23 protein-coding genes are annotated in these 25,724 nt (G+C 66.6%); 14 read left to right on the top strand and 9 right to left on the bottom strand.

The features are described 5' to 3' along the window. Window positions 1-23 precede the first annotated feature (23 nt). A complete protein-coding gene (locus tag RCAP_RS04085) occupies window positions 24-449 on the bottom strand; it encodes a DoxX family protein (RefSeq protein WP_013066559.1) in 426 nt (141 codons plus the stop codon). Window positions 450-575: 126 nt separating this feature from the next. Between RCAP_RS04085 and RCAP_RS04080 the strand changes: the two genes are divergently transcribed. The 6 genes from RCAP_RS04080 to ppx all read left to right on the top strand — a co-directional run bounded on the left by RCAP_RS04080 (window position 576) and on the right by ppx (window position 7,598). After that, the gene (locus tag RCAP_RS04080) at window positions 576-1,484 is read left to right on the top strand and encodes a LysR family transcriptional regulator (protein ID WP_013066558.1); all 909 of its coding nucleotides are present in this window, start codon (window positions 576-578) and stop codon (window positions 1,482-1,484) included. Between the two features lie 102 nt (window positions 1,485-1,586). Beyond that, a complete protein-coding gene (locus RCAP_RS04075; protein ID WP_013066557.1) occupies window positions 1,587-1,850 on the top strand; it encodes a hypothetical protein in 264 nt (87 codons plus the stop codon). A 153-nt stretch (window positions 1,851-2,003) separates the two neighbouring features. Continuing rightward, entirely contained in the window at window positions 2,004-3,107 is a 1,104-nt protein-coding gene (locus tag RCAP_RS04070) for an AI-2E family transporter (RefSeq protein WP_013066556.1), read from the top strand. A 1-nt stretch (window position 3,108) separates the two neighbouring features. Continuing rightward, window positions 3,109-3,786, top strand: a complete 678-nt coding sequence (locus tag RCAP_RS04065) for a P-loop NTPase family protein (RefSeq protein WP_013066555.1) — start codon at window positions 3,109-3,111, stop codon at window positions 3,784-3,786. 47 nt (window positions 3,787-3,833) lie between these two features. Next, on the top strand, window positions 3,834-6,008 hold the full coding sequence (locus tag RCAP_RS04060; RefSeq protein WP_013066554.1) for an RNA degradosome polyphosphate kinase: 2,175 nt from the start codon (window positions 3,834-3,836) through the stop codon (window positions 6,006-6,008). 36 nt (window positions 6,009-6,044) lie between these two features. Beyond that, window positions 6,045-7,598: an exopolyphosphatase gene (ppx, locus tag RCAP_RS04055; RefSeq protein ID WP_013066553.1), complete on the top strand. Its 1,554-nt coding sequence runs from the start codon at window positions 6,045-6,047 to the stop codon at window positions 7,596-7,598. Between the two features lie 232 nt (window positions 7,599-7,830). Here ppx and RCAP_RS04050 read toward each other — a convergent pair whose 3' ends face one another. Genes RCAP_RS04050 through RCAP_RS04035 form a run of 4 tightly spaced genes read right to left on the bottom strand, consistent with a single transcriptional unit; the run spans window position 7,831 to window position 10,528 of the window. Further along, window positions 7,831-8,274: a hypothetical protein gene (locus RCAP_RS04050; protein ID WP_013066552.1), complete on the bottom strand. Its 444-nt coding sequence runs from the start codon at window positions 8,272-8,274 to the stop codon at window positions 7,831-7,833. Window positions 8,275-8,292: 18 nt separating this feature from the next. Then, complete coding sequence (locus RCAP_RS04045; protein WP_013066551.1) at window positions 8,293-9,321, bottom strand: endonuclease/exonuclease/phosphatase family protein; 1,029 nt, start codon at window positions 9,319-9,321, stop codon at window positions 8,293-8,295. Next, complete coding sequence (locus RCAP_RS04040; RefSeq protein ID WP_013066550.1) at window positions 9,321-10,025, bottom strand: molecular chaperone DjiA; 705 nt, start codon at window positions 10,023-10,025, stop codon at window positions 9,321-9,323. The genes RCAP_RS04045 and RCAP_RS04040 overlap by 1 nt, the downstream gene beginning before the upstream one ends. Window positions 10,026-10,042: 17 nt before the next feature. Continuing rightward, the gene (locus RCAP_RS04035; RefSeq protein WP_013066549.1) at window positions 10,043-10,528 is read right to left on the bottom strand and encodes a GNAT family N-acetyltransferase; all 486 of its coding nucleotides are present in this window, start codon (window positions 10,526-10,528) and stop codon (window positions 10,043-10,045) included. A gap of 151 nt (window positions 10,529-10,679) precedes the next feature. Here RCAP_RS04035 and nhaA point away from each other — a divergent pair, with 151 nt between their 5' ends. The 7 genes from nhaA to RCAP_RS04000 all read left to right on the top strand — a co-directional run bounded on the left by nhaA (window position 10,680) and on the right by RCAP_RS04000 (window position 18,544). Then, window positions 10,680-11,849 carry a Na+/H+ antiporter NhaA gene (gene nhaA, locus RCAP_RS04030; RefSeq protein ID WP_013066548.1) on the top strand — a complete coding sequence of 390 codons (1,170 nt, stop codon included), beginning with the start codon at window positions 10,680-10,682 and terminating at the stop codon, window positions 11,847-11,849. A gap of 145 nt (window positions 11,850-11,994) precedes the next feature. Continuing rightward, window positions 11,995-13,032, top strand: a complete 1,038-nt coding sequence (locus RCAP_RS04025; RefSeq protein ID WP_013066547.1) for a rod shape-determining protein — start codon at window positions 11,995-11,997, stop codon at window positions 13,030-13,032. Between the two features lie 35 nt (window positions 13,033-13,067). Continuing rightward, a complete protein-coding gene (gene mreC / locus RCAP_RS04020; RefSeq protein ID WP_013066546.1) occupies window positions 13,068-13,967 on the top strand; it encodes a rod shape-determining protein MreC in 900 nt (299 codons plus the stop codon). Continuing rightward, the gene (locus RCAP_RS04015) at window positions 13,960-14,499 is read left to right on the top strand and encodes a hypothetical protein (protein ID WP_013066545.1); all 540 of its coding nucleotides are present in this window, start codon (window positions 13,960-13,962) and stop codon (window positions 14,497-14,499) included. Before mreC ends, RCAP_RS04015 begins: the two co-directional genes overlap by 8 nt. A 16-nt stretch (window positions 14,500-14,515) precedes the next feature. Further along, entirely contained in the window at window positions 14,516-16,453 is a 1,938-nt protein-coding gene (gene mrdA / locus RCAP_RS04010; RefSeq protein WP_013066544.1) for a penicillin-binding protein 2, read from the top strand. 9 nt (window positions 16,454-16,462) lie between these two features. Then, a complete protein-coding gene (gene rodA / locus RCAP_RS04005) occupies window positions 16,463-17,602 on the top strand; it encodes a rod shape-determining protein RodA (protein ID WP_013066543.1) in 1,140 nt (379 codons plus the stop codon). A 3-nt stretch (window positions 17,603-17,605) separates the two neighbouring features. Next, complete coding sequence (locus RCAP_RS04000; RefSeq protein WP_013066542.1) at window positions 17,606-18,544, top strand: 2-hydroxyacid dehydrogenase; 939 nt, start codon at window positions 17,606-17,608, stop codon at window positions 18,542-18,544. Between the two features lie 15 nt (window positions 18,545-18,559). Here RCAP_RS04000 and hisG read toward each other — a convergent pair whose 3' ends face one another. The 3 genes from hisG to hisS are packed head-to-tail and all read right to left on the bottom strand — an operon-like array spanning window position 18,560 to window position 21,833. Continuing rightward, window positions 18,560-19,267 (bottom strand): ATP phosphoribosyltransferase, encoded by a 708-nt coding sequence (gene hisG / locus RCAP_RS03995; protein ID WP_013066541.1) that lies wholly within the window; start codon window positions 19,265-19,267, stop codon window positions 18,560-18,562. After that, a complete protein-coding gene (locus RCAP_RS03990) occupies window positions 19,264-20,334 on the bottom strand; it encodes an ATP phosphoribosyltransferase regulatory subunit (protein WP_013066540.1) in 1,071 nt (356 codons plus the stop codon). Before RCAP_RS03990 ends, hisG begins: the two co-directional genes overlap by 4 nt. After that, on the bottom strand, window positions 20,334-21,833 hold the full coding sequence (gene hisS, locus RCAP_RS03985; RefSeq protein ID WP_013066539.1) for a histidine--tRNA ligase: 1,500 nt from the start codon (window positions 21,831-21,833) through the stop codon (window positions 20,334-20,336). Before hisS ends, RCAP_RS03990 begins: the two co-directional genes overlap by 1 nt. 73 nt (window positions 21,834-21,906) lie before the next feature. Here hisS and RCAP_RS03980 point away from each other — a divergent pair, with 73 nt between their 5' ends. Further along, window positions 21,907-22,113, top strand: coding sequence for a SlyX family protein (locus RCAP_RS03980; RefSeq protein ID WP_013066538.1), 207 nt, complete (start codon window positions 21,907-21,909; stop codon window positions 22,111-22,113). Window positions 22,114-22,119: 6 nt separating this feature from the next. Here the strand turns inward: RCAP_RS03980 and dnaE are convergent, their stop codons facing one another. After that, window positions 22,120-25,629 carry a DNA polymerase III subunit alpha gene (gene dnaE / locus RCAP_RS03975; RefSeq protein WP_013066537.1) on the bottom strand — a complete coding sequence of 1,170 codons (3,510 nt, stop codon included), beginning with the start codon at window positions 25,627-25,629 and terminating at the stop codon, window positions 22,120-22,122. Window positions 25,630-25,724: the final 95 nt, after the last annotated feature.

Below are 25,724 nucleotides of genomic sequence, written 5' to 3'. Positions count from 1 at the left end.
GGCCGCGGGCGGTGATTGTTGGCTCAGGCGAAAACGCCAAGGCGGCGTTCCAGCCCCGGCAGGCGCAGCGCAAAGGCGCCCGCGCCCAGAAGCGCGATCCCCAGCTGGATGATCGCCCAGAAGAGCGGGAATTCCCAGCCGCCGCCCGCGCCCGAAAACAGCCAGCCATTGCCCGCATGCACCCAGACCGCGCCCAGAAGCACCGGGATCAGCGCCAGCGCCACCGCCCGCGTGGCGACGCCCAGCACCAGCGCCAGCCCGCCGCCCAGCTCGGCCAGGATCGTCAGATAGGCGAACACGCCCGGCAGGCCGAGGCTTTCGAAATAGCCCACCGTGCCCGGGATGGTGAACACCGTCACCTTGAGCAGCCCATGGGCGAGGAAGGTCACGCCCGAGGCGACGCGCAACAGCGTGGCGGCGTAATCGGCGGCGGCGGGGGTCGTGGTCATCTGGAAAACTCCTGTTCGGGGCCGCCCGACGCGGCCTTGCTGCAGCCGGAATACGCCTTGCGCACCCTCCACGAAATGAAGAATGTATGGAATGACTATCCTTGATTTGTTCCGAGTGGGGGCCGGATGGACATCACCGAGGAATTGCGCGCCTTTGTCGCCACGGCGCAGACCGGGTCTTTCACCGCCGCCGCCGATCAGCTGGGGGTGTCGAACCGGCTGACCTCGAAATATGTCGCGGAGCTGGAGGCGCGGCTCGGCGTGCGGCTGTTGCAGCGCACGACGCGGCGGGTCGGGCTGACGCCGGCGGGGGCGGATCTGCTGGCGCGGGCGCCGGCGCTGCTGGATGATCTGGATGATCTTCTGGCCGGGGTCTCCGAGGGCTCGCGCGGGTTTTCCGGGGTGATCCGGCTGTCGGCGCCGGTGACGCTGGGCGAGATCTATGTCGGCGGCATGCTGGCGCGGTTTGCCGCCGCGCATCCGGGCCTCAGCTTCGATCTGCGGCTGAGCGACCGCTTCGTCGATCTGGCGCGCGAGGGGATCGATCTGGCCTTTCGCATCGGCCGCTCGGAGATGCTGTCGCTGAAGGCGCGGCGGCTGGGCGAAAGCCGGACCGTGGTGGTGGCAAGCCCGGCCTATCTGGCCGCGCATGGCACGCCCGCAGAGCCCGAGGATCTGGCGCGGCATGATTGCATCGTCGACACCAACCGGCAGCAGCCGCGGCGCTGGCAGTTTCACCCGGGCAGCGCGCAGGCGGGGGCGGCGCAGGAGGTCACGGTGCAGGGCCGGTTTCACGTCAATTCGGCGCGGGCGGCGGCCGAACTGGCGATCGCGGGGCTTGGCATCGCCCATGCGCCGCGGTTTGCGGTCTGCGGCGCGCTGGACACGGGCGCGCTGGTGCCGGTGCTGAGCGGCTTTCACAGCCCGCCCAGCCCGGTCAGCGCGGTCTATCTGGAAGGCCGGGTGCTGCCGCGCAAGCTGCGGGCGCTGATCGATTTCGCCGCCGAGGACATCCGCCATGCCGGGATCCTCTAGCCCCGATCCGGCCCCGCGTCGGATCGGCAACAGCCCGCCCGGGCGGAAGCTGTCGCGAAAAAACCATTTGGCGCGGGGCACATCCCTTGCCATGCTGCGGCCATGACCCATGTGCCCTTCCTGATCGAAAGCGACCACGCCCGGCTGCGCCATCACCTGCGCGGCATCCGCATCGTCGAGCTGCGCCAGATCGGCGGCACGCCCGAACAGGGCGCCGAGATGATGGCGCATCTGGAAAACCTTGGCTTTGCGGTGAAGTTCCGCAAGCTGGAACGGATGTCGCCGCCCCCGCTTTTGCGCATCGCCTTTCGCTATCCCGGCCCCGGCACCGCCGAAATGACGATCGCCCCCGACGTCGGCGCGTGAAACGCGCCGGGGCGCCCCCGACGTCAGCGCGTAAAGCGCGCCGGGGTGCCCCCCCGACGTCGGCCGCGGCTCCGGCCCCGGTTTTCCGCCATCAGCCCTTGCAACCGGGCCGCAAAACCCCGATTTTGCCCCGGTATTCGCAAGGAGAGGCGCATGGCCCTGCCGGTTCGCAGCCAAATCACCATCTGGGGCCTCAGTGCCGCGGTGCTGGCCCTGGTGCTTTGGAAACTGGGCGACGTGCTTTTGCCCTTTCTGGTGGGCGGCGCCATCGCCTATTTCCTCGACCCGCTGGCCGACCGGCTGGAGCGGCTGGGGCTGAGCCGGGCGCTCGCCACCACTTCCATCGCGCTGATCGCCACGCTGGGCATCGTCGTTCTGGCGCTGGCGGTGGCGCCGCTTCTGGTGCGCCAGCTGATCGGTCTGGTCGAGACCGCCCCCGCCATCGCCACAAGGCTGCAGGGGTTTCTGACCTCCACCTTCCCCTCGATGATGGAACATGGCTCGATCATCAATGAATCGCTCACCAGCCTGGGCAATGCCGTCAAGGCGCGGGGCGGCGAGCTGGCGCAGGGGCTCTTGTCCTCGGCGATGACGCTGGTGAATGCGGTGGTCTTCATCGTCGTCGTGCCGGTGGTGACCTTTTACATGCTGCTCGACTGGGACCGGATGGTGGCGCAGATCGACACGCTTCTGCCGCTCGATCATGCGCCGACGATTCGGCAGCTGGGGCGCGACATCGACCGGGTGCTCTCGGGCTTCGTGCGCGGGCAGGTCTCGGTCTGCCTGATTCTGGGCGCCTTTTACGCCGCGGGGCTGATGGCGGCGGGGCTGAGCTTCGGGCTGCTCGCAGGCGCCATCGCCGGGGCGCTGACCTTCATTCCTTATGTCGGCGCGCTGGTGGGCGGCGCGCTGGCGATCGGGCTGGCGCTGTTTCAGTTCTGGGGCGACTGGATGTCGATCGGCCTTGTCGCCGGGATCTTCGCCATCGGCCAGTTCCTGGAGGGCAACGTGATCACCCCGCGGCTGGTCGGCAATTCGGTGGGCCTGCATCCGCTGTGGCTGATCTTCGCGCTCTCCGCCTTTGGCACGCTCTTTGGCTTTGTCGGCATGCTGGTCGCGGTGCCGGTCTCGGCGGTGATCGGCGTGCTGATCCGCTTCGCGATCGAGCATTACCGGCAGGGGCGGCTTTACCGCGGCCTGGCCGGGCTGGACGACACGCCGACGACGCTGTCCGACGCCACCGAGACCAAGGCCTGACATGACCCGCCAATTGCCCCTGCCGCTGCCGGTGCGCGTCGCCGAGGGACGCGAGGATTTCTTCGTCGCCCCCGCCAATGCGCTGGCGCTGAGCCTGCTTGACGCGCCCGAGACCTGGGCACAGGGGCGGATGCTGCTTCTGGGCCCCGAGGGCGCGGGCAAAAGCCATCTGGCGGCGATCTGGGCCTCCGAGCGCGGCGCGGTGATCCGGCCGGCGGCGGATCTGCGCCCCGAGACGGTGGCCGATCTGGCCGCGACCGGCGCCGTGGTGATCGAGGATGCGCAGCATCTGGCCGGGCGGGCGGCTTCGGAACAGGCGCTGTTTCACCTGCTCAACCTGACCGCGGCCGAGGGCGGGCGCTGCCTGATCACCGCCCCCACGCCGCCGCGCGACTGGGGCGTGGCGCTGCCCGATCTGAAAAGCCGGCTTGATGCGACGCAATCGGTCCGCATCGCCCCCCCCGACGAGGCGCTTTTGGCCGCGGTGCTGGTCAAGCTCTTCGCCGACCGTCAGCTGACGGTGCCGCAAAGCCTGATCGACTGGCTGGTCTTGCGGATGGAACGCGCGCTGGGCACGGCGCGGGCGGTGGTGGAGGCGCTTGATGCACGCGCGCTGGCCGAGGGGCGCGCAATTACCCGTGCGATGGCCGCCGAAGTGCTGGACAGGCTGCAAGGCTGAAGCCAAACTGTCATCGCGCCGTCACAATCGAAAAGCATAAGCGCCCCATGACACTCGCCGATTTCCTCTCCGCCCCCTACCCCGCCCCCGTCACCATCCCCGACGAGGAACGCACCGGACCCAAGCGCTTCTTCAACCGGGAATTGAGCTGGCTCGCCTTCAACTGGCGGGTTCTGGAAGAGGCGGAAAATCCGCGCGTGCCGCTTTTGGAACGGCTGCGCTTCCTGTCGATCTCGGCCAACAACCTGGACGAATTCTACACCGTCCGCGTCGCCGGGCTGATGGAGCTGGTGCGCGAACGCAATGTCGTGCCCTCGGATGACGGGCTGACGCCCGCCGAACAGCTGGTGCTGATCAACGCCGATGCGCGCAAGCTGATGGAAACGCAGCAGACCACCTTCAACCGGCTGCGCCGCGAGATGGAGACCGAGGGCATCCAGCTGCTGACCCGCACCAAGATCAATGCCCGCGACCGCGCCTTCCTGTCCGAGCATTTTCTGGCCAATGTCTTCCCGGTGCTCTCGCCGCTGGCCATCGACCCGGCCCACCCTTTCCCCTTCATTCCGAACACCGGCTTCTGTCTGGCGCTGGAACTGGAACGCGAGATCGACAAGCGCCGGATGCAGGCTCTCTTGCCGATCCCGCAGCAGATCGCCCGCTTCGTGCGTCTGCCCGGCGAGGCCCGCTTCCTGCCGCTCGAAGAGCTGCTTTTGCTGCATCTGGGCATGCTCTTTCCCGGCTATACCGACACCGGCCATTGCGCCTTCCGGGTGCTGCGCGACAGCGATCTTGAGGTCGAGGACGAGGCCGAAGATCTGGTGCGCGAATTCGAGACCGCGCTGAAACGGCGTCGCCGCGGCCAGGTGATCCGGCTCAAGATCACCGCGGGCGCCCCCGAGGCGCTGCGCCGTCTGATCATGGACGAATTGCAGGTCGCGCCCGATGCGGTGGTCGAGGTCAAGGGCCTTCTGGGCATCGCCGATCTGTCGCAGCTGGTGCTGTCAAGCCGGCCCGACCTGCTTTGGCCGCCGTTTTCCCCGCGCGTGCCCGAACGGGTCGAGGATCACGCGGGCGACATGTTCGCGGCGATCCGGCAGAAAGACATCCTGCTGCATCACCCCTATGAAACCTTCGATCTGGTGATCCGCTTCCTCAATCAGGCGGCGCATGACCCGAACGTGCTGGCGATCAAGCAGACGCTTTATCGTACCTCCAAGGACAGCCCCGTCGTCGATGCGCTTTGCGAAGCGGCCGAGGCGGGCAAGTCGGTCACCGCACTGGTGGAGCTGAAGGCGCGTTTCGACGAGGCGGCGAACATCCGCCAGTCGCGGCGGCTGGAACGCGCGGGGGCGCATGTGGTCTATGGCTTCATGCATCTGAAAACCCATGCGAAAATCTCGACCGTCGTGCGGCGCGAGGGCGATACGCTGGTCACCTATACCCATTACGGCACCGGCAACTATCACCCGATCACCGCGCGGATCTATACCGACCTCAGCTTCTTCACCTGCGATGCGCAGCTGGGCCGCGACGCCACCAAGGTGTTCAATTACCTCTCGGGCTATGTGCAGCCTGCGGGGCTGGAAAACCTCGCCATCTCGCCGATCACGCTGAAACCGCGGCTGCTGGAGCTGATCGGCGCCGAGATCGAGCATGCGAAAGCCGGGCGTCCGGCCGAGATCTGGGCCAAGATGAACAGCCTGATCGACCCCGAGGTGATCGACGCGCTTTACGCCGCCTCGAATGCCGGGGTGAAGATTTCCATCGTCACCCGCGGCATCTGCGGCGTGCGGCCGGGGATCAGGGGCCTGTCGGAAAACATCCGCGTCAAATCCATCGTCGGGCGGTTTCTGGAACATTCGCGCATCGTCTGTTTCGGCAATGGCCACGGCCTGCCCTCGGAACAGGCGCGGGTCTTCATGTCCTCGGCCGACTGGATGGGCCGCAACCTGACGCGCCGGGTCGAAACCCTGGTCGAGGCGAAGAACGAGACGGTGAAGGCGCAGATCGTCGGGCAGATCATGACCGCGAACATGGCCGATACCGCGCAAAGCTGGTTACTGGGCCCCGATGGCCACTACACCCGCCATCTGCCGGAAGGGAAAGAGCTTTTTTCCTGCCACCGCTATTTCATGGAAAATCCGTCGCTGTCCGGCCGGGGCTCTGCGGGGGCAAAGGACGTTCCTGCCCTTGCCCATTCCCCCCTGGACACGATAGCGTGATATCGCTCACACCGTAACGACTCAGCAGGCTGCCCGATGATCGCAAAGACCGTTGCCCCGCACTCGGACAACGAGGACTGGGATCCTTTCGGGCGGGAGCTGTTCGACGACCCCTCGGCGCGGGCGCTGTCGCGCGTCGGCGTCGTTGATGTCGGATCGAACTCGGTGCGGATGGTGGTCTTTGACGGCGCCGCCCGCTCGCCCGCCTATTTCTACAACGAAAAGGTGATGGCGGGGCTGGGTCAGGGTCTGGCCGAAACCGGGATGCTGTTTCCCAAGGGCCGCGCGCGCGCGCTGGCGGCGCTGAAACGGTTTGCGTTGCTGGCCAAGGGGATGGAGATCGGGCCGCTGACCTGCGTCGCCACCGCCGCCGTGCGCGAGGCCAAGGACGGCCCGGCGTTTCAAAAGCAGGTCGAGCAGGAAACCGGCCTGCGGCTGCATGTGATCGACGGCGCCGAGGAGGCGCGGCTTTCGGCCCAGGGCGTGCTGGTGGGCTGGCCCGAGGCGCAGGGGATCATCTGCGACATCGGCGGCAACTCGATGGAACTGGCGGTTCTGGGCGGCGGCAAGGTGGGCGCGCGGGCGACCTCGCCGCTTGGTCCGTTCCGGCTGCAGCAGGTCAAGGGCGGGCGCAAGGAACTGACCGCGCATATCCGCGAGCATATCGCCCGGCTCGCCGCGGCGGTGGGGCTGGGCCATGAGCGGCTATATCTGGTCGGCGGGTCCTGGCGGGCGATTGCGCGGCTCGACATGGAGCGGCGCAACTATCCGCTTCTGGTGCTGCATGAATACCGGATGGACCCGGAGAACCTGCTGAAAACGCTCGACTGGGTCGCCAAGCAGGACATGGCGGCGCTGCGGGCGAAGACCGGCACGTCGGAAGCGCGGATGGAGCTGGTGCCGCTCGCCGCGATGGTGCTGCGCGAGCTGATCGAGACCTTCCAGCCCAAGGAGATCGACGTTTCCTCCTATGGCATCCGCGAGGGGCTGCTTTATGAAAAGATGCCCGACAAGCTGCGGGCGCGCGACCCCCTGATCGAGGCCTGTCGGCATGCCGAACGCACGATGTCGCGGCTGCCGGGCTTCGGCAAGCGGCTGCATGCCTTCATCGAGCCGCTCTTCGGCGAGGTCTCGCCGAAGCGCTACCGGCTGATGCGGGCGGCCTGTCTTTTGCACGACACCACCTGGCGCACCCATCCCGATTACCGCGCCGAGGCCTGTTTCGACAATGTCACCCGCGCCAACATGGCGGCGCTGAGCCATCCCGAACGGGTGTTTCTGGGGGTGTCGCTGCTGCACCGCTACAAGAATTCGCGCGCGGGCAGCCGGTTCGAACCGCTGTTTTCGCTGCTGTCGCCCGAACAGCTGCGCGAGGCGGAAATTCTGGGCAAGGCGATGCGCTTTGGCGCGATGTTCTCGATCCAGGATCCGGGCGATGCGGGGGAACTGGGCTACAACGCGACGACGAATGCGATCGAGCTGCGGCTGACGAAACGCGGCGCGGGGCTGTTCGGCGAAGTGGCCGAGGCCCGCTTCGCCTCGCTCGCCGCGGCGATGAAGGCCACGCCGATGGTGGTGCTGCCGGGCTGAGGCGGCGGTTTCGGGCGGAGAAGGAAAGGCATCGCCTTTCCCCGCCCGCTGCGACCACGGTTCACCGCGACCGTTTCCCCAAGTGCAACAGAGGCCAGCGCCCGACCCGGCGGGCGAGAAGCGCCCGCCATGGGCGGGGCGGGCGCTGGCCGAGTGCTTTGGGCACTCGGCGGTCGCGGGAACCCTGTCCCGCATGGCGAAGGCGATGGCCTTCGCCAGATCAGCGGTGCATTTACAGATCCGTCACCGGCCCCGGCATCCGCGGCTTTGCCCGGTCATCCGGCGCGGGCAAGGGCGGCGGCTTCGGCGCGCCCGGCAGGCGGCGGATCACGATATCGCCGTTCGGCAGCCGCTCGGGCGCCTGATAGTTCCGCACATCGTCGATCAGCGCCAGGATCTCGCGCAGCTTCGGCCCCAGCTTGTCCGCCGCCTCGCCCAGACCCTTGTGCATGTCCTCGATCTCGGGGGCCATTTCCTGCAACAGCCCGCGCAGGAACATGTCTGCGCCCCGTTCCACCAGCGACTTGCCCGCCGCCATGTCATCGCGCGGCGTGGGCGCGGGCACTTCGGCCACCGGGGGCGGCACGGGCTTCGGCGCCTCCTCGGCCCAGACGAACCAGCCCCCCAGGGCAAGGGCGGCGATTGCAGATCCCACAAGAAGCGCACGCGATGTCATGCGCCCAATATAGGCGCCTCAAAACGCCAAATCCACTGAGACCGGAAAATGATCCGAGGCCTGCAGCAGGGCCTCGCGCAGCTCCGCCACCCGATAACAGCCCGGATCATCAAACGGATGCCAGATCCGCCATTTCGGTGCATGTGCGCACAGATCGGGCGAGAGCGCGATATAATCCAGCATCGCCGAAAAGAACTGCCCCGGCGGCGGCTCGGGGATGAAGAACCGCGCCGAGGCGGGCAGCGCCGTCGTCTTGCCGCGCGGCAGCCGCGCATGCGGGTCGTGCAGCTGCCGCGCGGGCGGCCCGCCGGTGCCCAGCACGATTTCAAGCCCCGACCGGCCGAACAGCGCCTCGTATTCGTCGAGCCCCGGTCCGTCGTTGAAATCGCCCAGCACGATCAGGCTTTCGCCCGCGTCCAGCACCTCGTCGACGCGGCGGCGCAGCCACAGGCATTGCGCCAGCTGCTTGCGCCGGTTCTCGATCGCCAGCCGCACCCCCGAGGCCGGATCCGTCGCCCCATGCGGCGCCTTCGATTTCAGATGCACCCCGATCAGCCGCAACAGCTTGCCCGCCGCCGGGCCGGTCAGAACCTCCAGCTGCAACTCCAGCGGCGGTTTCGAGAAATGCACCGTATCCAGCCGGTCATCGATATCCAGATCGATCTTCAGCGACAGATCGAACCGCGGCGCCGTGGCGCTGCCCTCGGCGGGATCATGCCAGAGCCGCAGCACGTCGGGGTCATAAAGCGCGGCGATTTCCTGCTGCGTGTCATTGGCAAAGCCCATCACCGCACGCCGCTGCCGCAGCCCGAATTTCGCCGCGAAGGCCTCCAGCATCGGCACGGTCTTGCGCCGCGTGTTGTCGTCGGGGGCCTCGACGATGAGGATGCAATCGGCCTCGAGCGCGGTGAAGACGATGCCCAAAGCGCCCAGCTGCTCGGCCCGGGTCACGCCATAACGGCCCGACTCCTCGGCATCTTCCAGCATCCGGCCTCGCCGGTCGAAAAGTGCGGTGAACCATTCGACATTGTAACAGGCGATCCGCATCACAGCGCCGCCTGTTTCGCTCCGGCCGAGATTTCTTCCCACGCCCGGTTGAGCGCGATCACCCGTTCCTCGGCCAGCTTCACCGCCTCGGGCGGCAGGCCGCGCGCCATCGCGCGATCCGGGTGGGCCTCGCGCACCATCGCCTTCCAGCGCGCCCGCGCCGCCGCCAGATCCGATCCCGGCGCCAGTTCCAGCACCGACCACGGATCGGGCGGCGCATCGGCCACATAGGTCGCGCGGATCGAGCGGAAACAGGCCTGATCCAGCCCGAAGATCGCCGCCACCTCGTGCAGGAAGGCATCCTCGTTGTCGTGATATTCGCCATCGGCCAGCGCGATGGTGAAAAGCCCTTCCAGCAGATCCTGCAGCACCGGCGCGCCGGGGCCGAACATCGCCGCGATCTTGCGCGCATAGGCGTCAAAGCCCGCGACATCGGTCCGCGCCATGTCAAAGACGCGGGCGGCGTTCTGTTCCTCCCCGGACGGGATCACGAAAACGCGGCGAAAGGCCGTCACCTCGTCGCGGGTGACGCGGCCATCGGCCTTGGCCATCTTGGCGCCAAGCGCGATCACCGCGATGGTAAAGGCGACGCTGCGTTCGGGCGGGGTTTTCAGATGGTCGAAAACCGCCGAAAGCCCCTCGCCGCGGGCGAGAGCCGAAAGCGCCTCGCCGATGCGGGCCCAAAGGGAAAGCGGCTTGTCCATGCGACCAGTCTAAACCGTCAGAGCAGCTTTTGCATCAGCACAAGGTCGATAAAACGGCCGAATTTGTATCCGGCCTGCGCAATCCGCCCGGCCTCGACATAGCCCAAAGCGCTGTGAAAGGCGAGACCGGCCGGATTTTCCGCCGAGACCCCCGCCACCATCAGATGCGCGCCGCGGGTGCGGGCGTGATCCTCGATCGCCGCCATCAGCGCCCGGCCGACGCCCTGCCCCCGCGCCTGCGCCGCAAGAATGATCGTGTGTTCCATCGAGCGCGCATAGCCAAGCCCCTTGCGGAACTGGTCGTAGCTGGCAAAGCCCAGCACCGCGCCCGCGGTCTCGGCGACCAGAAACGCCCGGTCCTCGGCCTGCCGGGAGGCGATCAGGGCGGTCAGGCTCTCGAGCGTGTGCGGGGTCGGCGAAAAGCCCACCGTCGCGGTTTCGATCAGCGGATTCCAGAAGGCAAGCACGGCCGGAACATCGGCCGGGGTGGCGGGACGGATCATCGGACATCTCCTTTCGCGCACCATGGCCCGGGGCCGCCGCAGATGCAATCGCAGGCGCAACAGACGAAAACGACGCGCCCGATGTCGATTTTTCTTGCACCCGGGACCTCAGCCCCCATTTTCGGACCAGACACAAGGGACAGGAGCGGCCGTGCTGAAACGGATCGAAAGACTTTTCGCGCATGAGGCCGCGGGCGGCATCGTGCTGATCATGGCAACGGTGGTGGCGCTGATCCTGGCCAATTCCGAGCTTGCGGCGCTTTACACGCAGGTTCTGCACCTGAAATTCACCATCGCCCTGGGCGAGACGGGGCTGTCGAAACCGCTGATCCTGTGGATCAACGACGGGCTGATGGCGATCTTTTTCCTGCTCGTCGGGCTGGAGCTGAAACACGAGCTGCGCGAGGGGCGGCTGAGGACGCCGTCGAATGTGGTGCTGCCCGGGGTGGCGGCGCTGGGCGGGATGATCGCGCCCGCGCTGATCTATCTGGCCTTCACCTGGTCCGATCCGCTGCACCGCACCGGCTGGGCGATCCCGACGGCGACCGACATCGCCTTTGCGGTGGGGGTGGTGGCGCTTTTGGGGCCGCGGGTGCCGCCGGCGCTGAAACTGTTCTTGCTGACGCTGGCGATCCTGGACGATCTGGGCGCCATTCTGGTGATCGCGCTGTTTTATACCGCGACGCTGAAGCCGGTCTATCTGGCGCTGGCGCTGATCCCGGTCGCGCTGATGGCGTTGCGGCTGTGGCTGGGCGCGCATCGGATCGCGCCGACGCTGATCCTTGGCGCGGTGCTCTGGGTGCTGGTGCTGAAATCGGGGGTGCATGCGACGCTGGCGGGGGTGATCACGGCGTTTTTCCTGCCGATCCGCGACCGTTTCGGCAAATCGCCGCTGCATGCGCTGGAACATGGGCTGGCGCCCTATGTGGCCTTCCTGATCGTGCCGATCTTCGCGCTGGCCAATGCGGGCGTCAGCCTGACCGGGCTGACGCTGGCCGATCTGGCGGCGCCGCTGCCGCTGGCGATCACGCTCGGGCTGGTGCTGGGCAAGCAGATCGGGGTCTTTGGCGCCACTTTCGCGCTGGTGAAACTGGGCCTGGCCCGCCTGCCCGAGGGCACCGGCTGGTTGCAGCTTTACGGCATCGCCGCGCTGGCCGGGATCGGCTTCACCATGTCGCTGTTCATCGGCTCGCTGAATTTTGAAGCCGATGCCGAAATGAACGCGGTGCGGCTGGGGGTTCTGGCAGGATCGCTGGTTTCGGCGCTGGTGGGCTTTGCGGTGCTGCGTCTGGCGCCCCGGCCCGAAAAGACCGGCCGATGAGCGGGCGCGGCGCAAGCGGCCCGGTGGCCGCCGTCAATCCGCCGATTTCGGCGATAGCGGCTTTCCCCGCGCGGGGGCTTTGCCTATATGGGCTGAAACCGGGCTCGGAGCCGAGTCGCGGCAGCTTCATCATGGGAACGGCGATATGAGCGGGTTGGGCGGAATCTTCTCTTCCGACATGGCAATCGACCTTGGGACGGCGAATACGCTGGTCTATGTCAAGGGCAAGGGCATCGTGCTGAACGAGCCCTCGGTGGTGGCCTATCACGTCAAGGACGGCAAGAAACAGGTTCTGGCCGTGGGCGAGGATGCCAAGCTGATGCTGGGCCGCACGCCCGGCTCGATCGAGGCGATCCGGCCGATGCGTGACGGCGTCATCGCCGATTTCGACAGCGCCGAGGAAATGATCAAGACCTTCATCCGCAAGGTCCACAAGCATTCCACCTTCTCGAAGCCGAAGATCCTGGTCTGCGTGCCGCATGGCGCGACGCCGGTTGAAAAACGTGCGATCCGGCAGTCGGTGCTCTCGGCGGGGGCGCGTCGCGCCGGTCTGGTGGCGGAACCGATCGCGGCGGCCATCGGCGCAGGCATGCCGATCACCGATCCCACCGGCAACATGGTCGTCGACATCGGCGGCGGCACCACCGAGGTCGCGGTGCTTTCGCTGGGCGACATCGTCTACGCGCGCTCCGTCCGCGTCGGCGGCGACCGCATGGACGAGGCGATCATTTCCTACCTGCGCCGTAATCTGAACCTGCTCATCGGCGAATCCACCGCCGAGCGGATCAAGACCACGATCGGCACCGCGCGCATGCCCGATGACGGCCGCGGCACCAGCCTTTTGGTGCGGGGGCGTGACCTGCTCAACGGCGTGCCGAAGGAAATGGAAATCAATCAGGCCCAGGTCGCCGAGGCGCTGGCCGAACCGGTGCAGCAGATCTGCGATGCGGTGATGCAGGCGCTGGAAACCACGCCCCCCGATCTGGCCGCCGATATCGTCGATCGCGGCGTGATGCTGACCGGCGGCGGCGCGCTGCTGGGCGAGCTGGACCTGTCGCTTCGCGAACAGACCGGGCTTTCGATTTCCATTGCCGACCAGCCGCTGAACTGCGTGGCTCTGGGCACCGGCAAGGCGCTGGAATACGAAAAGCAACTGCGGCATGTGATCGACTACGACAGCTGAGGCCCGCCCAGTTTCAGTCGTGACCGGAGGCTTGCGTGGCACGAGACCGCGACGAGGACTATGCCGGACCGCTGCGCCGCATCCTGATTGCGGTGCTGGCGATCGGGCTTGCCCTTTCCTTCCTTTTGTGGCGCATCGACGGCCCGCGGGTCGAGCGGCTGCGCTCGGCCTTTGTCGACCGTTTCGTGCCGACCTTTGACTGGGCGATGGTGCCGGTGACGAAAGCCCTTGGCATGGTCGAGGGCTTTCAAAGCTACGCCCGTATTTACGAACAGAACCAGGAACTTCGCCGCGAACTTCAGCAGATGAAGGCCTGGAAGGAAGCGGCGGTGCAGCTGGAGCAGCAAAACGCCAAGCTGCTGGCGCAAAATCAGGTGCGGCTCGATCCGAAGCTGACCTCGGTCTCGGGCGTCGTGCTGGCCGACAGCGGCAGCCCGTTCCGGCAATCGGTGCTGCTCAATGTCGGCTCGCGCGATGGCATCGTCGATGGCTGGGCGACGATGGACGGGCTGGGGCTGGTGGGCCGCATTTCCGGCGTCGGCAAGGCGACAAGCCGGGTGGTTCTGCTGACCGACACCGCGTCGCGGGTGCCGGTGACTATCCAGCCCGCCGGGCAGCGCGCGCTGCTGGCGGGGGACAATTCCACCCTGCCGCCCTTGGATTTCCTGGAAAACCCCGATCTGGTGCGGCCGGGCGACCGGGTCGTGACCTCGGGCGATGGCGGGGTGTTCCCGGCCGGGCTGCTGGTCGGTCAGGTCGTGCAGGGGCAGGACCGCCGCTTGCGCGTGCTTCTGGCTGCCGATTACCAACGCCTTGATTTCCTGCGCGTCCTGCGCTCGCATCCGGCCGAGAGGATCACCGATGTCGGACCGCTCGTGCCGCCGCCCGCGGTCGAGCCCCTGCCCCCCGCCGCCGCCGGGGGCGAGGATGGTTGACCCCGTCACCTCGCGCAGGCTGGCGCATGCGGCGCTGTATCTTGGCCTCGTGCTGATCATCCTGTTTCTGCGGATGCTGCCGATCAACCCGGTCTCGGACGGGTTCCCGGGCCCGGACCTGACGCTGGCGCTGACGCTGGCCTGGGTGATGCGCCGCCCCGATTACCTGCCCGCGGCGCTGATCGTCGCGGCCTTCCTGCTGGAAGATTTCATCTATTGGCGCCCGATCGGGCTTTGGACGCTGATCGTTCTGGGCGGCACCGAATTCCTGCGCGCGCGCGAGGAAAGCTCGCGCGATCTGCCCTTCGTGCTCGAAGCGGTGCTGATCGGCTCGGTGATGATCGGCATGCTGCTGGCGAACCGCTTCATCCTTGGGCTGGTGATGGTCGAGCAACCGCCGCTTGGTCGCGAACTTTTGCGCATGCTGGCGACCTTTGTCGCCTATCCTTTCGTCGTGGCGCTCTCGGCGCTGGCCTTCGGGCTGCGCCGCGCCGCGCCGGGCGAGGTCGACGACCTCGGGCGGCCGCTGTGAACGGGGAGAGGACAGGATGCTGAGGGGGCTCAGACGGCGCAGCCAGGCCAATGCGCAGGCCAGCCGCACGACGATCACCCGCCGCGCGCTGATGCTGGGCGGCGCGCAGGCGGCGGTGGTGGCGGCGCTGGGGCTGCGGATGCGGCACATGCAGCTGGAACGCGCCGATGAATTCCGCATGCTGGCCGATGGCAATTCGATCAAGATCCGGCTGATCCCGCCGGCGCGCGGGCTGATCTATGACCGCAACGGCCTGCTGGTCGCGGGCAACGAACAGAATTACCGCGTGACGATGACGCGCGAAGATGCCAAGGACGTGCCCGCGGAACTGGCCGCGCTGCGGAAACTGATCCCGATGAGCGATGCGCAAGCCGCGGATTTGCTGGCGGAAATCGCGCGGCGTCCGCCGAATGCGCCGATCACCATCGCCGACCGGCTGAGCTGGGAGGAATTCTGCTCGGTCTCGATCAACACCCCCGCCCTGCCCGGCGTGACCCCCGAAGTCGGCCTGTCGCGGCATTACCCGCATGGCCCCGATTTCGCGCATGTGCTGGGCTATGTCGGGCCGGTGTCGGATTACGACCTGTCGAAGCTGGAAAACCCCGATCCGCTGCTGCGCATTCCGCGCTTCCAGCTGGGCAAGTCGGGGATCGAGGCGAAGCTGGAGGACGAGCTGCGCGGCACCGCCGGGCAGCGCCGGGTCGAGGTGAATTCCGCCGGGCGCGAGATGCGCGAACTCAGCCGCCGCGAGGGCGATCCGGGCGTGGCCCTGCAGCTGACGCTGGATGCGCGGCTGCAGAATTTCGCGCTGCAACGGCTGGCGGGGGAAAGCGCCGCCGCGGTGGTGATGGATGTGACGAACGGCGACATCATGGCCATCGCCTCGGCGCCGTCCTTTGACCCGAACCTGTTCGTGCGCGGCATTTCCGGCGCCGATTACACCGCGCTGATGGAAAACGACCACCGGCCGCTGGCCGACAAGACGGTGCAGGGCGTCTATCCGCCCGGCTCGACCTTCAAGCTGGTGACGCTGCTTGCCGCGCTCGAAGCCGGGGTCATCAGCCCCGAGGAAACCGTCTATTGCCCGGGCTACATGACCGTGGGCGGGCGGCGCTTTGGCTGCTGGAAGCATTCGGGCCACGGCCGGGTGAATGCGGTCTACAGTCTCGAACAAAGCTGCGACACCTATTACTACGAGGTCTCGCAGCGTGTCGGCATCGAGGCGATCGCGGCGATGGCGCGGCGGCTGGGCATCGGCGTCAAGCATGACCTGCCGATGTCGGCGGTGGCCGAGGGCAATGCGCCCACGAAGGACTGGAAGCTGAAGCGGCACGGCAAGGACTGGCTGATCGGCGACACGATCAACGCCTCGATCGGTCAGGGCTATGTGCTGGCCTCGCCGTTGCAACTGGCCGTGATGGTGTCGCGCGTCGCCTCGGGGCGGGCGGTGGTGCCGCGGCTGGTGCGGGCGCGCAACGGGATCGAGGTCACCGCCCCCGAGGCCCCGGCGCTCGACATCGATCCGGCGCATCTGGCCGTGGCGCGGCGCGGCATGTGGGCGGTGGTGAACGGCTCGCACGGGACCGCGGGCGGTTCCAAGGTCGTCACGCAGGAATGGCTGATGGCGGGCAAGACCGGCACCTCGCAGGTGCGCTCGGCCGTGGTCAACAACAAGGCCGTGCCCTGGGAACAGCGCGACCATGCGCTGTTCGTCTGTTTCGCGCCGGTTGGCGATCCGAAATATGCGGTGTCGCTGATCGTCGAACATGGCGGTGGCGGCTCGGCCGCGGCGGCGCCGATCGCGCGCGACATCCTGCTGTTTGCGCTGGCGGGCGGGCTGCCGCCGCTGGCCGCCTATCCGGCCGCGCAGCGCGAGACGGTGAAAAGCCGGTTCGAGGGGCTGGACCTGATCGATCCGGCGCAATTCGCCGCGCCGACCCGTGGCCGGGCCTGAGGGGGCGCGATGAGTTACCTTGAAAACAATCTCAAGACGATCCCCTCCGGGCCGACGAAGATCCTGTTCCTGAACTGGCCGCTGATCTTCCTGTTGACCGCGGTGGCGGGGACCGGCTTTCTGATGCTCTATTCGGTCGCCGGGGGAAACCTGGAAACCTGGGCCGAGCCGCAGATGAAGCGTTTCGGCGTCGGGCTGGTGGCGATGATCGCGGTCGGGCTGACGCCGATCTGGTTCTGGCGCAATGTCTCGGGGGTGATCTACACGATCGCGCTGTTGCTGCTGCTGGCGGTGGAATTCGTCGGCGACATCGGGATGGGGGCGCAGCGCTGGCTGGATCTTGGACCCTTGCGGCTGCAACCCTCGGAAATCATGAAGATCGGTCTGGTGATGCTGCTGGCCGCCTATTACGACTGGCTGCCCGCCGAAAAGGTTTCAAGCCCGATCTGGGTGGCGCTGCCGGTGGCGCTGATCCTGATGCCGACCTTTCTGGTGCTGACCCAGCCCGATCTGGGCACGGCGGTGATGCTGACCTTGGGCGGCGGTTTCGTGATGTTCGCGGCCGGCGTCAGCCTTTGGTACTTCGGCACCATCATTGCGATTGTCGTGGGGCTGGTGGCGACCGTGCTGGAAAGCCGCGGCACCTCGTGGCAGCTGCTGCACGACTATCAGTTCAAGCGCATCGACACCTTCCTTGACCCTTCCGCCGATCCCTTGGGCGCGGGCTACAACATCATGCAGGCGCAGATCGCGCTGGGCTCCGGCGGCTGGTCGGGGCGGGGCTACATGCAGGGCACGCAAAGCCATCTGAACTTCCTGCCGGAAAAGCACACCGACTTCATCTTCACCACGCTGGCCGAGGAATTCGGCTTCATCGGCGCCTTTGGGCTTTTGTCGCTTTATGTCGGCATCATCGCTTTCGCGACCTATACGGCGCTTTCGACCAAGGACCGCTATGCCTCGCTCGTCTCGCTGGGCGTCGCGGGGACGTTCTTTTTCTTCTTCGCCATCAACATGGGGATGGTGATGGGGCTGATGCCGGTGGTGGGGGTGCCGCTGCCGATGGTCAGCTATGGCGGCACGGCGATGATGATCCTGCTTGCCGCCTTCGGCCTTGTGCAAAGCGCCCATGTCCACCGACCGAGGTAAATCATGCTGACCGTCCTTTTCGCCGACCGGACCCAGAACTGGCCCGCCTATGAGGGGGCGTTGACCGCGGCCCTGGCCGAGGCCGGGATTGCCGCGCGGCTGGTGCTGCCGCCGGTCGATCCGGGATCGGTCGATTACATCGTCTACAGCCCGCGTGGCCCGGTGCAGGATTTCACCGCCTACACGCGCACGAAAGCGGTGCTGAGCCTTTGGGCCGGGGTGGAACGCGTCGTGGGCAACCCGACGCTGACGCAGCCCCTGTGCCGGATGGTCGATCAGGGGCTGGAGCGTGGCATGGTCGAATGGGTGACGGGCCATGTGCTGCGCGCCCATCTGAACATCGATTTTTTCCTGTCGCATCAGGACGGTATCTGGCGGCAGGCGGGCCATGTGCCGCCCTTGGCGCAAGATCGTTCGGTCGTGGTGCTGGGCCTTGGCGCTTTGGGTGGCGCCTGTGCGACGACGCTGGCGGCGCTTGGCTTCCAGGTGACGGGCTGGAGCCGGACGCCGAAGACCCTGCCCGGGATCACCTGCCTTTCGGGCGCCGAGGGTCTGCGCGCGGCGCTGTCACGCGCCGAGATCCTGGTCACCGTGCTGCCGAACACGCCCGAGACGACCGATCTTCTGAATGCCGAAACGCTGGCGCTGCTGCCCCGTGGCGCGGCGATCCTGAACCCCGGCCGCGGCACGCTGATTGACGATGCGGCGCTGCTGGCGGCGCTGGAGACCGGGCAGATCGGCCATGCGACGCTCGATGTGTTCCGGGTGGAACCGCTGCCGCCCGAACATCCCTATTGGGCGCATCCGAAGGTGACCGTCACCCCGCATATCGCGGCCGAGACCCGCCCGGCCTCGGCCGCGCGGGTGATTGCGGAAAACATCCGCCGTTTCGAGGCGGGCGAGGCGCCGTTGCATCTGGTCGATCGCACCCGCGGCTATTGAGGCCGAAAGCGGGGATCAGAGCTTCGGCGCGTTCACACCAAGCTGCGCGCACAGCGCGGCGAAGGGCGCTTCCAGCCCGGTCCAATCGGCCGCGCGCGCCGCAAAAAGCGTCGCCTGGCTTTGGTGGATCAGCCCGTCCGACAGGATCTTCAGGTGGTTGGCGCGCAGCGTTTCCCCCGAAGAGGTGATATCGGCCACGGCCTCGGCGGTGAGGTTCTTCACCGTCCCCTCGGTCGCGCCCTGACTGTCGACCGATTGCCAGTCCGCCACCCCCTCGCGCGCCAGAAACTCGCGCAGCAGGCGATGATATTTCGTCGCGATCCGCAGCCGCTGACCATGCGCGGCGCGGAAGGCATGCGCCACCGCATCAAGGTCTTCGAGCGTGTCGACATCGGCCCAACAGGCGGGCACGGCGATGATCAGATCGGCATGACCAAAGCCCATCGGCGCCAGATCGGCGACCTGGGTTTCCCAATCGGCCAGTTTCTCGCGCACGAGGTCCGAACCGGTGACGCCCAGATGGATGCGCCCCGCGGCCAGCTCGCGCGGGATTTCGCCCGCCGAAAGCAGAACAAGTTCAACAGCTTCCGCGCCTTCGACCGCGCCCGCATATTCGCGGTCCGACCCGGTCCGTTTGAGCGTGAGACCGCGCGCCGCGAACCAGTCGAAGCATTGCTCCATCAGCCGCCCCTTGGAGGGCACGCCCAGTTTGATCGCGCTCATGCCAGCCCCCCGAGGTCTGCGACAAGGCCCGGGCGGATCACGCCGCCCACCGCCGGGATCTCGCGCCCGCCGCCCAGAACCCGGGTCAGCGCGTCATAGCGCCCGCCCGAGGCGATGGGCGGAAAGCCCGGATCGGCGGTCTCGAAGCTGAAGACGAAGCCGTCGTAATATTCCATCGTGGTCCGGCCGTGGCTCGCCTCGAAGGCAAGCGCCGTCAGGTCGATGCCGCGCGCGTCAAGCGCCGCCAGCCGCCGTTCGAGCCGCGCAATCGCCGGGGCCAGCGCGGCGATGCCAAGGTCGTTCAACTGCGCCGGCGCCCGGTCGGCGGTGCAGCGCAGCGCGAAAAGCGCATCAAGCCGCGCCACATCCTCGGCGGCAATCGGCGCGGTCTCGGCATCGGCCTGCAGCACCGCGATGCGGGCGGCCATTTCCTCGGGCGCGCGCAGGCCGATCCAGGGCGCGTCAGAGGTCGCGCCCGAAAGCAACTCGGCGCGGCTTTCGGGCACCGGCACCAGCCCGGCATAGCGCTCCATCAGCCGATGAAAGCGCTTCGGGCGCCAGATGTGCCGGGCGAGCGCGGCCTTGCGCGCAGGCAGGGTGTCGAGCCCCTCGACCGCCGCGCGCAACAGGCCGATATCGCCAATGGTCGCAGAAAGGTCGAGCGGTTTCAGCAGCTTGGCGAAAAGCGCGAAAACCTCGGCATCGGCGGCTTCGGGGTCTTCGCGGTCAAAGATTTCATAGCCCGCCTGAAAATATTCGGCCACGCGGGCACTGCCGCGATGATCCTGCTTGCGAAAGACCTCGCCCATATAGGCGTAACGGGCGGGTTCCGCCCCCTCGGCCATGTGGGCCTGCACCACGGGCACGGTGAAATCGGGACGCGCCATCATCTCGCCGCGCAGGGGGTCTGCGGTGACATAGGCGCGGGCGCGGATATCCTCGCCATAAAGGTCAAGCAGCGCCTCGGCCGGTTGCAGGATGTCGGGGGTGACTTCGACGGCCCCGGCGGCTTCGAAAGCGGCCAGAAGCCGTTGCCCGATGGATCGCGCCTCGGCCTTGGATGCCATCACTTCACCCCGTAGCGCGCAAGAACCTCTTGCACTTTTGCAACCATTTCCCCGGTCGGAATCTCGAATTGAGCCGGTTGCGCTTTCCATTCTTCAACACTGGCGGAAGCCGCGATCTTCGCGCCCAGGATCAGGTCCTTGATCTGCACGACGCCGCGGGCAGCCTCGTCGGCGCCCTGGATGATCGCCACCGGGCTTTCGCGCTTGTCGGCATATTTGAGCTGGTTGCCGAAGTTTTTCGGGTTGCCCAGATAGACCTCGGCGCGGATGCCCGCCCGGCGCAGCGTCGCGGCCATGGCGAGATAGTCGCCCATCCGGTCGCGGTCCATCACGGTCACGACAACCGGGCCCTGCGCCGCGCCGCCGATCCGTCCCTTGGCGCGCAAAGCGGCCAGAAGCCGGTCGACGCCGATCGAAACGCCGGTCGCGGGCACTTCCTGCCCGGTGAAGCGCTTCACCAGATCGTCGTACCGCCCGCCCCCCGCGACCGAGCCGAAGCTGCGCTTGCGGCCCTTTTCATCCAGGATTTCAAAGGTCAGTTCAGCCTCGAACACCGGCCCGGTGTAATAGCCAAGCCCGCGCACGACCGAGGGGTCGATCACGATACGGTCCGGGCCATAGCCTTGACCGTCCAGAATTTGCGCAATGAATTCAAGCTCATCAACGCCTGCCGCGCCCAGCGCCGAACCCGAAACCAGCTCGCGCAGACGCGCGGCCGTCGCGGCGCCGGTGTCGCGCTTGGCCTCCATGAAGCCCATCACCACATCGGCCTGCGCGTCCGAAAGCCCCGCGCCCTTGGTGAAATCGCCCGACTCGTCCAGCCGCCCCTTGCCCATCAGCGCGCGCACGCCCGCCTCGCCGAACTTGTCGAACTTGTCGATAGCGCGCAGCACGATGCCGCGTTCCTCGGCGAAGCGATCCGGGTCGGAGGGGTCCAGCACCCCCGCCACTTCCATCACGCCGTTCAGCACCTTGCGGTTGTTGACCCGCACGACGTAATCGCCGCGATCGATGCCCACCGCTTCCAAAGCGTCAGAAAGCATGCCGCAGATCTCGGCATCGGCGGCAACCGAGGCCGCCCCCACCGTATCCGCATCGCATTGATAGAATTGACGAAACCGCCCCGGGCCGGGCTTCTCATTCCGCCAGACCGGGCCCATCGTGTAGCGCCGATAGGGGCTGGGCAGGTCGTTGCGGAACTGCGCCGCGACGCGGGCCAGGGGCGCCGTCATGTCATAGCGCAAAGCCAGCCAATCGCCGCCCTCGTCCTGCCAGGCAAAGACGCCTTCGTTCGGGCGGTCGACATCGGGCAGGAACTTGCCCAGAGCCTCGACCGTTTCCACGGCCGAGGTTTCCAGCGGATCGAAGCCATGCGCGCGGTAAACCTCGGCGATGGTCGACAGCATCGCGGCCCTCTCGGTCACCTCGGCGCCGAAATAGTCGCGGAACCCCTTGGGCGTCTCGGCCTTCGGACGGCGCGGTTTCTTCTCGCTGGACATGGTCTTGCACCCGATCGTTTCTCGGGCGAGGGTGTAGCGGATGGGGGCCACCCCGGCAAGCACGAGAGGGCAAATGAGCGACAGGATCGAGCGCGCCGAGGAAGAACTGGCGCATCTGCGCAAGACCGTGGACGAGCTGAGCGACGTTCTGGCGGCGCAGGGGCGCGACATCGAGCGGATGTCGCGGCTTTTGGGCATGCTGGTCGAGCGCGAGGCCGAGCGCGAATTTGCCGCAGGCGGGGCGATTCCCCTGGCCGATCAAAAGCCGCCGCATTGGTAGGCGGGCTCAGACTTCCTCCACCTGCACCACGCCGCGCAGGCTGCGCAAAGCGCCCTTGACCTGCGGGTTCACCGGCAGCTCACGTCCGGCGGTGATCTGATAGCGACGGCGCTTTTCCGGGTCAAAGACGGAAAAGGTCACTTGTCCGCGCGATTTCACCCGTCCTTCCGCGGCAATACGTTCGAAAAGTGCAGCCACCGAGGAGACCGCCTCGGGCGTTTCCAGATGGATCAGCAGCCCCGATCCGGCCCCGGCGTCGCTCGCCACGGTGTCGATCGGCGCCGCGGTCTGGCACAGCATCTTCACCGTCTCGCCCTCGACATCGACCTTGACCGTCAGCACCACCGCCTGCCCCGGCTCCAGATGCGCGCGGCAGGCTTCGAGCGTGTCGGAAAAAACCGTGACCTCGTAAGGGCCGGTGGGGTCCGAAAGCGACACGAAGGCAAAGCGGTTGCCCTTGGCCGATTTGCGTTCCGACCGCGCCGCGACCTGGCCCGCGATCTTGCCGATGAAAGGCCCCTGCCCCAGCGCCTTGGCCGTGACATCGGCCAGGGTCAGCACCTTTTTGCGTTTCAAAGCAGGCAGATAGTCATCAAGCGGATGGCCCGAAAGATAAAAGCCGATGGCCTTGTGCTCTTCGGCCAGACGTTCGCCCGGCAGCCAGTCGTCGGTATCGGCCAGCCGCGGCGGCGGCAGATCGTCGCCCGCCTCGCCAAACAGCGACACCTGCGCCGAGGATTTCGCCTCGGCCACCGCCGCCGACCAGGCCATCAGCGATTCGAGGCTTTCGAACACGCGTTTGCGGTTCGGATCAAGCTTGTCGAAAGCCCCGGCCCGCGCCAGCATCTCCAAGGGCCGCTTGCCGATCCGTTTCAGATCGCAGCGCCGCGCGAACTCGACCAGATCGCGGAAGGGCTTGTCCTCGCGGGCTTTTTCGATCAGCCGCATGGCCTCGACGCCGACATTCTTCAAGGCGCCGAGCGCATAGATCAGCTTCTGATCCACGACGTCAAAGGTGGCGAGCGAGCGGTTCACGCAGGGTGGCACCACCTCGATCCCCAGCCCCCGCCGCGCCTCGGCGGTGTAGATCGCCAGCTTGTCGGTCAGATGGATATCGCAGTTCATCACCCCGGCCATGAATTCGACGGGGTGGTTCGCCTTCAGCCAGGCGGTCTGATAGGACACGATCGCATAGGCGGCGGCGTGCGACTTGTTGAAGCCGTAGTTCGCGAATTTCTCCAGCAGGTCAAAGACTTCACCCGCCTTTTTCGCGTCGATGTTGTGCGTGGCCTTGGCGCCCTCGATGAATTTCGGACGCTCCTTTGCCATTTCCTCGGCGATTTTCTTCCCCATCGCCCGGCGCAAAAGGTCGGCGCCGCCAAGGCTGTAGCCCGCCATGACCTGCGCGATCTGCATCACCTGTTCCTGATAGACGATGATGCCCTGCGTTTCCTTCAGGATCGGGTCGATGGTCGGATGCAGCGATTCCAGCGGCCGCAGCCCGTGTTTCACCTCGCAATAGGTCGGAATGTTCTCCATCGGGCCGGGACGATAGAGCGCCACCAGCGCCACGATATCCTCGATGCAGGTCGGTTTCATCCGCCGCAGCGCATCCATCATGCCGGTGGATTCGACCTGGAACACCGCGACCGTTTTGGCCGCCGCGTAAAGTTCATAGGTCTTGGCATCGTCGATCGGGATCAGGTTGATCTCGTTCGCGGCCCCCTCGGCGGGCGTATAAAGCGTTTCGCCCAAAGGGTTTACATGCAGCGGGCGGCCGGATTTGAGGATCAGGTTGACGGCGTTCTGAATCACCGTCAGCGTCTTCAGCCCCAGAAAGTCGAACTTCACCAGCCCCGCCTGTTCGACCCATTTCATGTTGAACTGGGTCGCGGGCATGTCCGAGCGCGGGTCCTGATAAAGCGGCACCAGCGCATCGAGCGGCCGGTCGCCGATCACCACCCCCGCCGCGTGGGTCGAGGCGTTGCGCAACAGCCCCTCGATCGCCTGGGCATAGTTCAGAAGCCGCGCCACCACCTCTTCGGATTTCGCCGCCTCGCGCAGGCGCGGCTCGTCCGCCAGCGCCTTTTCGATCGAGACCGGCTTCACCCCCTCGACCGGGATCATTTTCGACAATTTGTCGACATGTCCGTAAGACATCTGCAAGACCCGGCCGACGTCGCGGACCGCGGCCTTGGACAAAAGCGCACCGAAGGTGATGATCTGCCCGACCTTGTCGCGGCCATATTTGCCCTGCACATATTTGATCACCTCCTCGCGGCGATCCATGCAGAAGTCGATGTCGAAGTCGGGCATCGAGACCCGCTCGGGGTTCAGAAAGCGCTCGAACAGCAAGCTGTAGCGCAACGGGTCAAGGTCGGTGATCGTCAGCGCGTAAGCCACCAGCGACCCCGCCCCGGACCCCCGCCCCGGACCGACCGGAATCCCCTGCGACTTGCCCCATTTGATGAAGTCGGCCACGATCAGGAAGTAGCCGGGAAAGCCCATCTGTTCGATGATGCCAAGTTCGAATTTCAATCTTTCTTCGTATTCGGCAACCGGCACCGCATGCGGTATCACGGCCAGCCTTGCGCGCAGTCCCTCCCAGGCCTGACGGCGGAGTTCCTCCACCTCGTCATCGGCGAACCGCGGCAGGATCGGCTTGCGCTTGAACGCGGCAAAGGCGCAGCGCTTGGCGATTTCAACCGTGTTTTCAAGCGCCTCGGGCAGATCGGCAAACAAGGCCGCCATCTCGGCCTCGGTCTTGAGATAATGCTGCGGCGTCAGGCGGCGGCGCGGCTCGATCTGATCGACATAGGCGCCCTCGGCGATGCAGATCATCGCATCATGCGCCTCGTACATGTCGGATTTTGGAAAGTAGACGTCATTCGTCGCCACCAGCGGCAGGCCGAGGTCATAGGCCATTTCGACAAAGGGCCGCTCGGTCATCCGCTCGCCCTCGGTCAGCTGCCCGCCCTCGCCCGGATGGCGCTGCAGCTCGACGTAAAGCCGGGTCGGGTAACAGGCCGCCAGCCGCTCCATCAACAGCCGCGCCTTGCCCGCCTGAGAGTGCTGCAAAAGCTTGCCCACCGGCCCCTCGGCCCCGCCGCTCAAGCAGATCAGCCCCTCGGCATGGGCCTCCAGATCCTCAAGCGTCACCTGCGGCAGCTGCCCGCCCTTGTCGACGTAAAGGCAGGAGGAAAGCTTCATCAGATTCATGTAGCCCGCCTCGTTCTGGGCAAGCAGCACGACCGGCGCGGGCAGGCGCGGCTTCTCGCCGGGGGCCGCGACCTCATAGGCGACCGAAACCTGGCAGCCGACGATCGGTTGCAACCCAGCCCCTTGCGCCAGAACGGAAAATTCCAGCGCCGCGAACATCGCATTGGTGTCGGTCACGGCGATGGCGGGCATGTTCATCGCGTCGCAGAGCTTGATCAGCTTCTTCACCGGAACCGCGCCCTCAAGCAGCGAATATTCGGTGTGCACGCGCAGGTGGATGAATCGGGGATCACTCATTGCCGCAGACTACGGGCAGCAACGGGGCGGGGCAAGCCGCCCAATAATTGACCATGCGGTGCATTTTCACGCGGCCGCGGGCCGAAATCCTTGCC

The sequence above is a fragment of the Rhodobacter capsulatus SB 1003 genome, assembly GCF_000021865.1.
Taxonomy (GTDB): Bacteria; Pseudomonadota; Alphaproteobacteria; order Rhodobacterales; family Rhodobacteraceae; genus Rhodobacter; species Rhodobacter capsulatus_B.
This window is presented reverse-complemented; position numbering and strand designations above follow the sequence as displayed.

Excerpts from the sequence above, each read along its gene's own strand:
- RCAP_RS04085 (WP_013066559.1), bottom strand. The coding sequence starts at position 449 with ATGACCACGACCCCCGCCGCCGCCGATTACGCCGCCACGCTGTTGCGC.
- RCAP_RS04080 (WP_013066558.1), top strand. The coding sequence starts at position 576 with ATGGACATCACCGAGGAATTGCGCGCCTTTGTCGCCACGGCGCAGACC.
- RCAP_RS04075 (WP_013066557.1), top strand. The coding sequence starts at position 1,587 with ATGACCCATGTGCCCTTCCTGATCGAAAGCGACCACGCCCGGCTGCGC.
- RCAP_RS04070 (WP_013066556.1), top strand. The coding sequence starts at position 2,004 with ATGGCCCTGCCGGTTCGCAGCCAAATCACCATCTGGGGCCTCAGTGCC.
- RCAP_RS04065 (WP_013066555.1), top strand. The coding sequence starts at position 3,109 with ATGACCCGCCAATTGCCCCTGCCGCTGCCGGTGCGCGTCGCCGAGGGA.
- RCAP_RS04060 (WP_013066554.1), top strand. The coding sequence starts at position 3,834 with ATGACACTCGCCGATTTCCTCTCCGCCCCCTACCCCGCCCCCGTCACC.
- ppx (WP_013066553.1), top strand. The coding sequence starts at position 6,045 with ATGATCGCAAAGACCGTTGCCCCGCACTCGGACAACGAGGACTGGGAT.
- RCAP_RS04050 (WP_013066552.1), bottom strand. The coding sequence starts at position 8,274 with ATGACATCGCGTGCGCTTCTTGTGGGATCTGCAATCGCCGCCCTTGCC.
- RCAP_RS04045 (WP_013066551.1), bottom strand. The coding sequence starts at position 9,321 with ATGCGGATCGCCTGTTACAATGTCGAATGGTTCACCGCACTTTTCGAC.
- RCAP_RS04040 (WP_013066550.1), bottom strand. The coding sequence starts at position 10,025 with ATGGACAAGCCGCTTTCCCTTTGGGCCCGCATCGGCGAGGCGCTTTCG.
- RCAP_RS04035 (WP_013066549.1), bottom strand. The coding sequence starts at position 10,528 with ATGATCCGTCCCGCCACCCCGGCCGATGTTCCGGCCGTGCTTGCCTTC.
- RCAP_RS04025 (WP_013066547.1), top strand. The coding sequence starts at position 11,995 with ATGAGCGGGTTGGGCGGAATCTTCTCTTCCGACATGGCAATCGACCTT.
- RCAP_RS04015 (WP_013066545.1), top strand. The coding sequence starts at position 13,960 with ATGGTTGACCCCGTCACCTCGCGCAGGCTGGCGCATGCGGCGCTGTAT.
- mrdA (WP_013066544.1), top strand. The coding sequence starts at position 14,516 with ATGCTGAGGGGGCTCAGACGGCGCAGCCAGGCCAATGCGCAGGCCAGC.
- rodA (WP_013066543.1), top strand. The coding sequence starts at position 16,463 with ATGAGTTACCTTGAAAACAATCTCAAGACGATCCCCTCCGGGCCGACG.
- RCAP_RS04000 (WP_013066542.1), top strand. The coding sequence starts at position 17,606 with ATGCTGACCGTCCTTTTCGCCGACCGGACCCAGAACTGGCCCGCCTAT.
- hisG (WP_013066541.1), bottom strand. The coding sequence starts at position 19,267 with ATGAGCGCGATCAAACTGGGCGTGCCCTCCAAGGGGCGGCTGATGGAG.
- RCAP_RS03990 (WP_013066540.1), bottom strand. The coding sequence starts at position 20,334 with ATGGCATCCAAGGCCGAGGCGCGATCCATCGGGCAACGGCTTCTGGCC.
- hisS (WP_013066539.1), bottom strand. The coding sequence starts at position 21,833 with ATGTCCAGCGAGAAGAAACCGCGCCGTCCGAAGGCCGAGACGCCCAAG.
- RCAP_RS03980 (WP_013066538.1), top strand. The coding sequence starts at position 21,907 with ATGAGCGACAGGATCGAGCGCGCCGAGGAAGAACTGGCGCATCTGCGC.
- dnaE (WP_013066537.1), bottom strand. The coding sequence starts at position 25,629 with ATGAGTGATCCCCGATTCATCCACCTGCGCGTGCACACCGAATATTCG.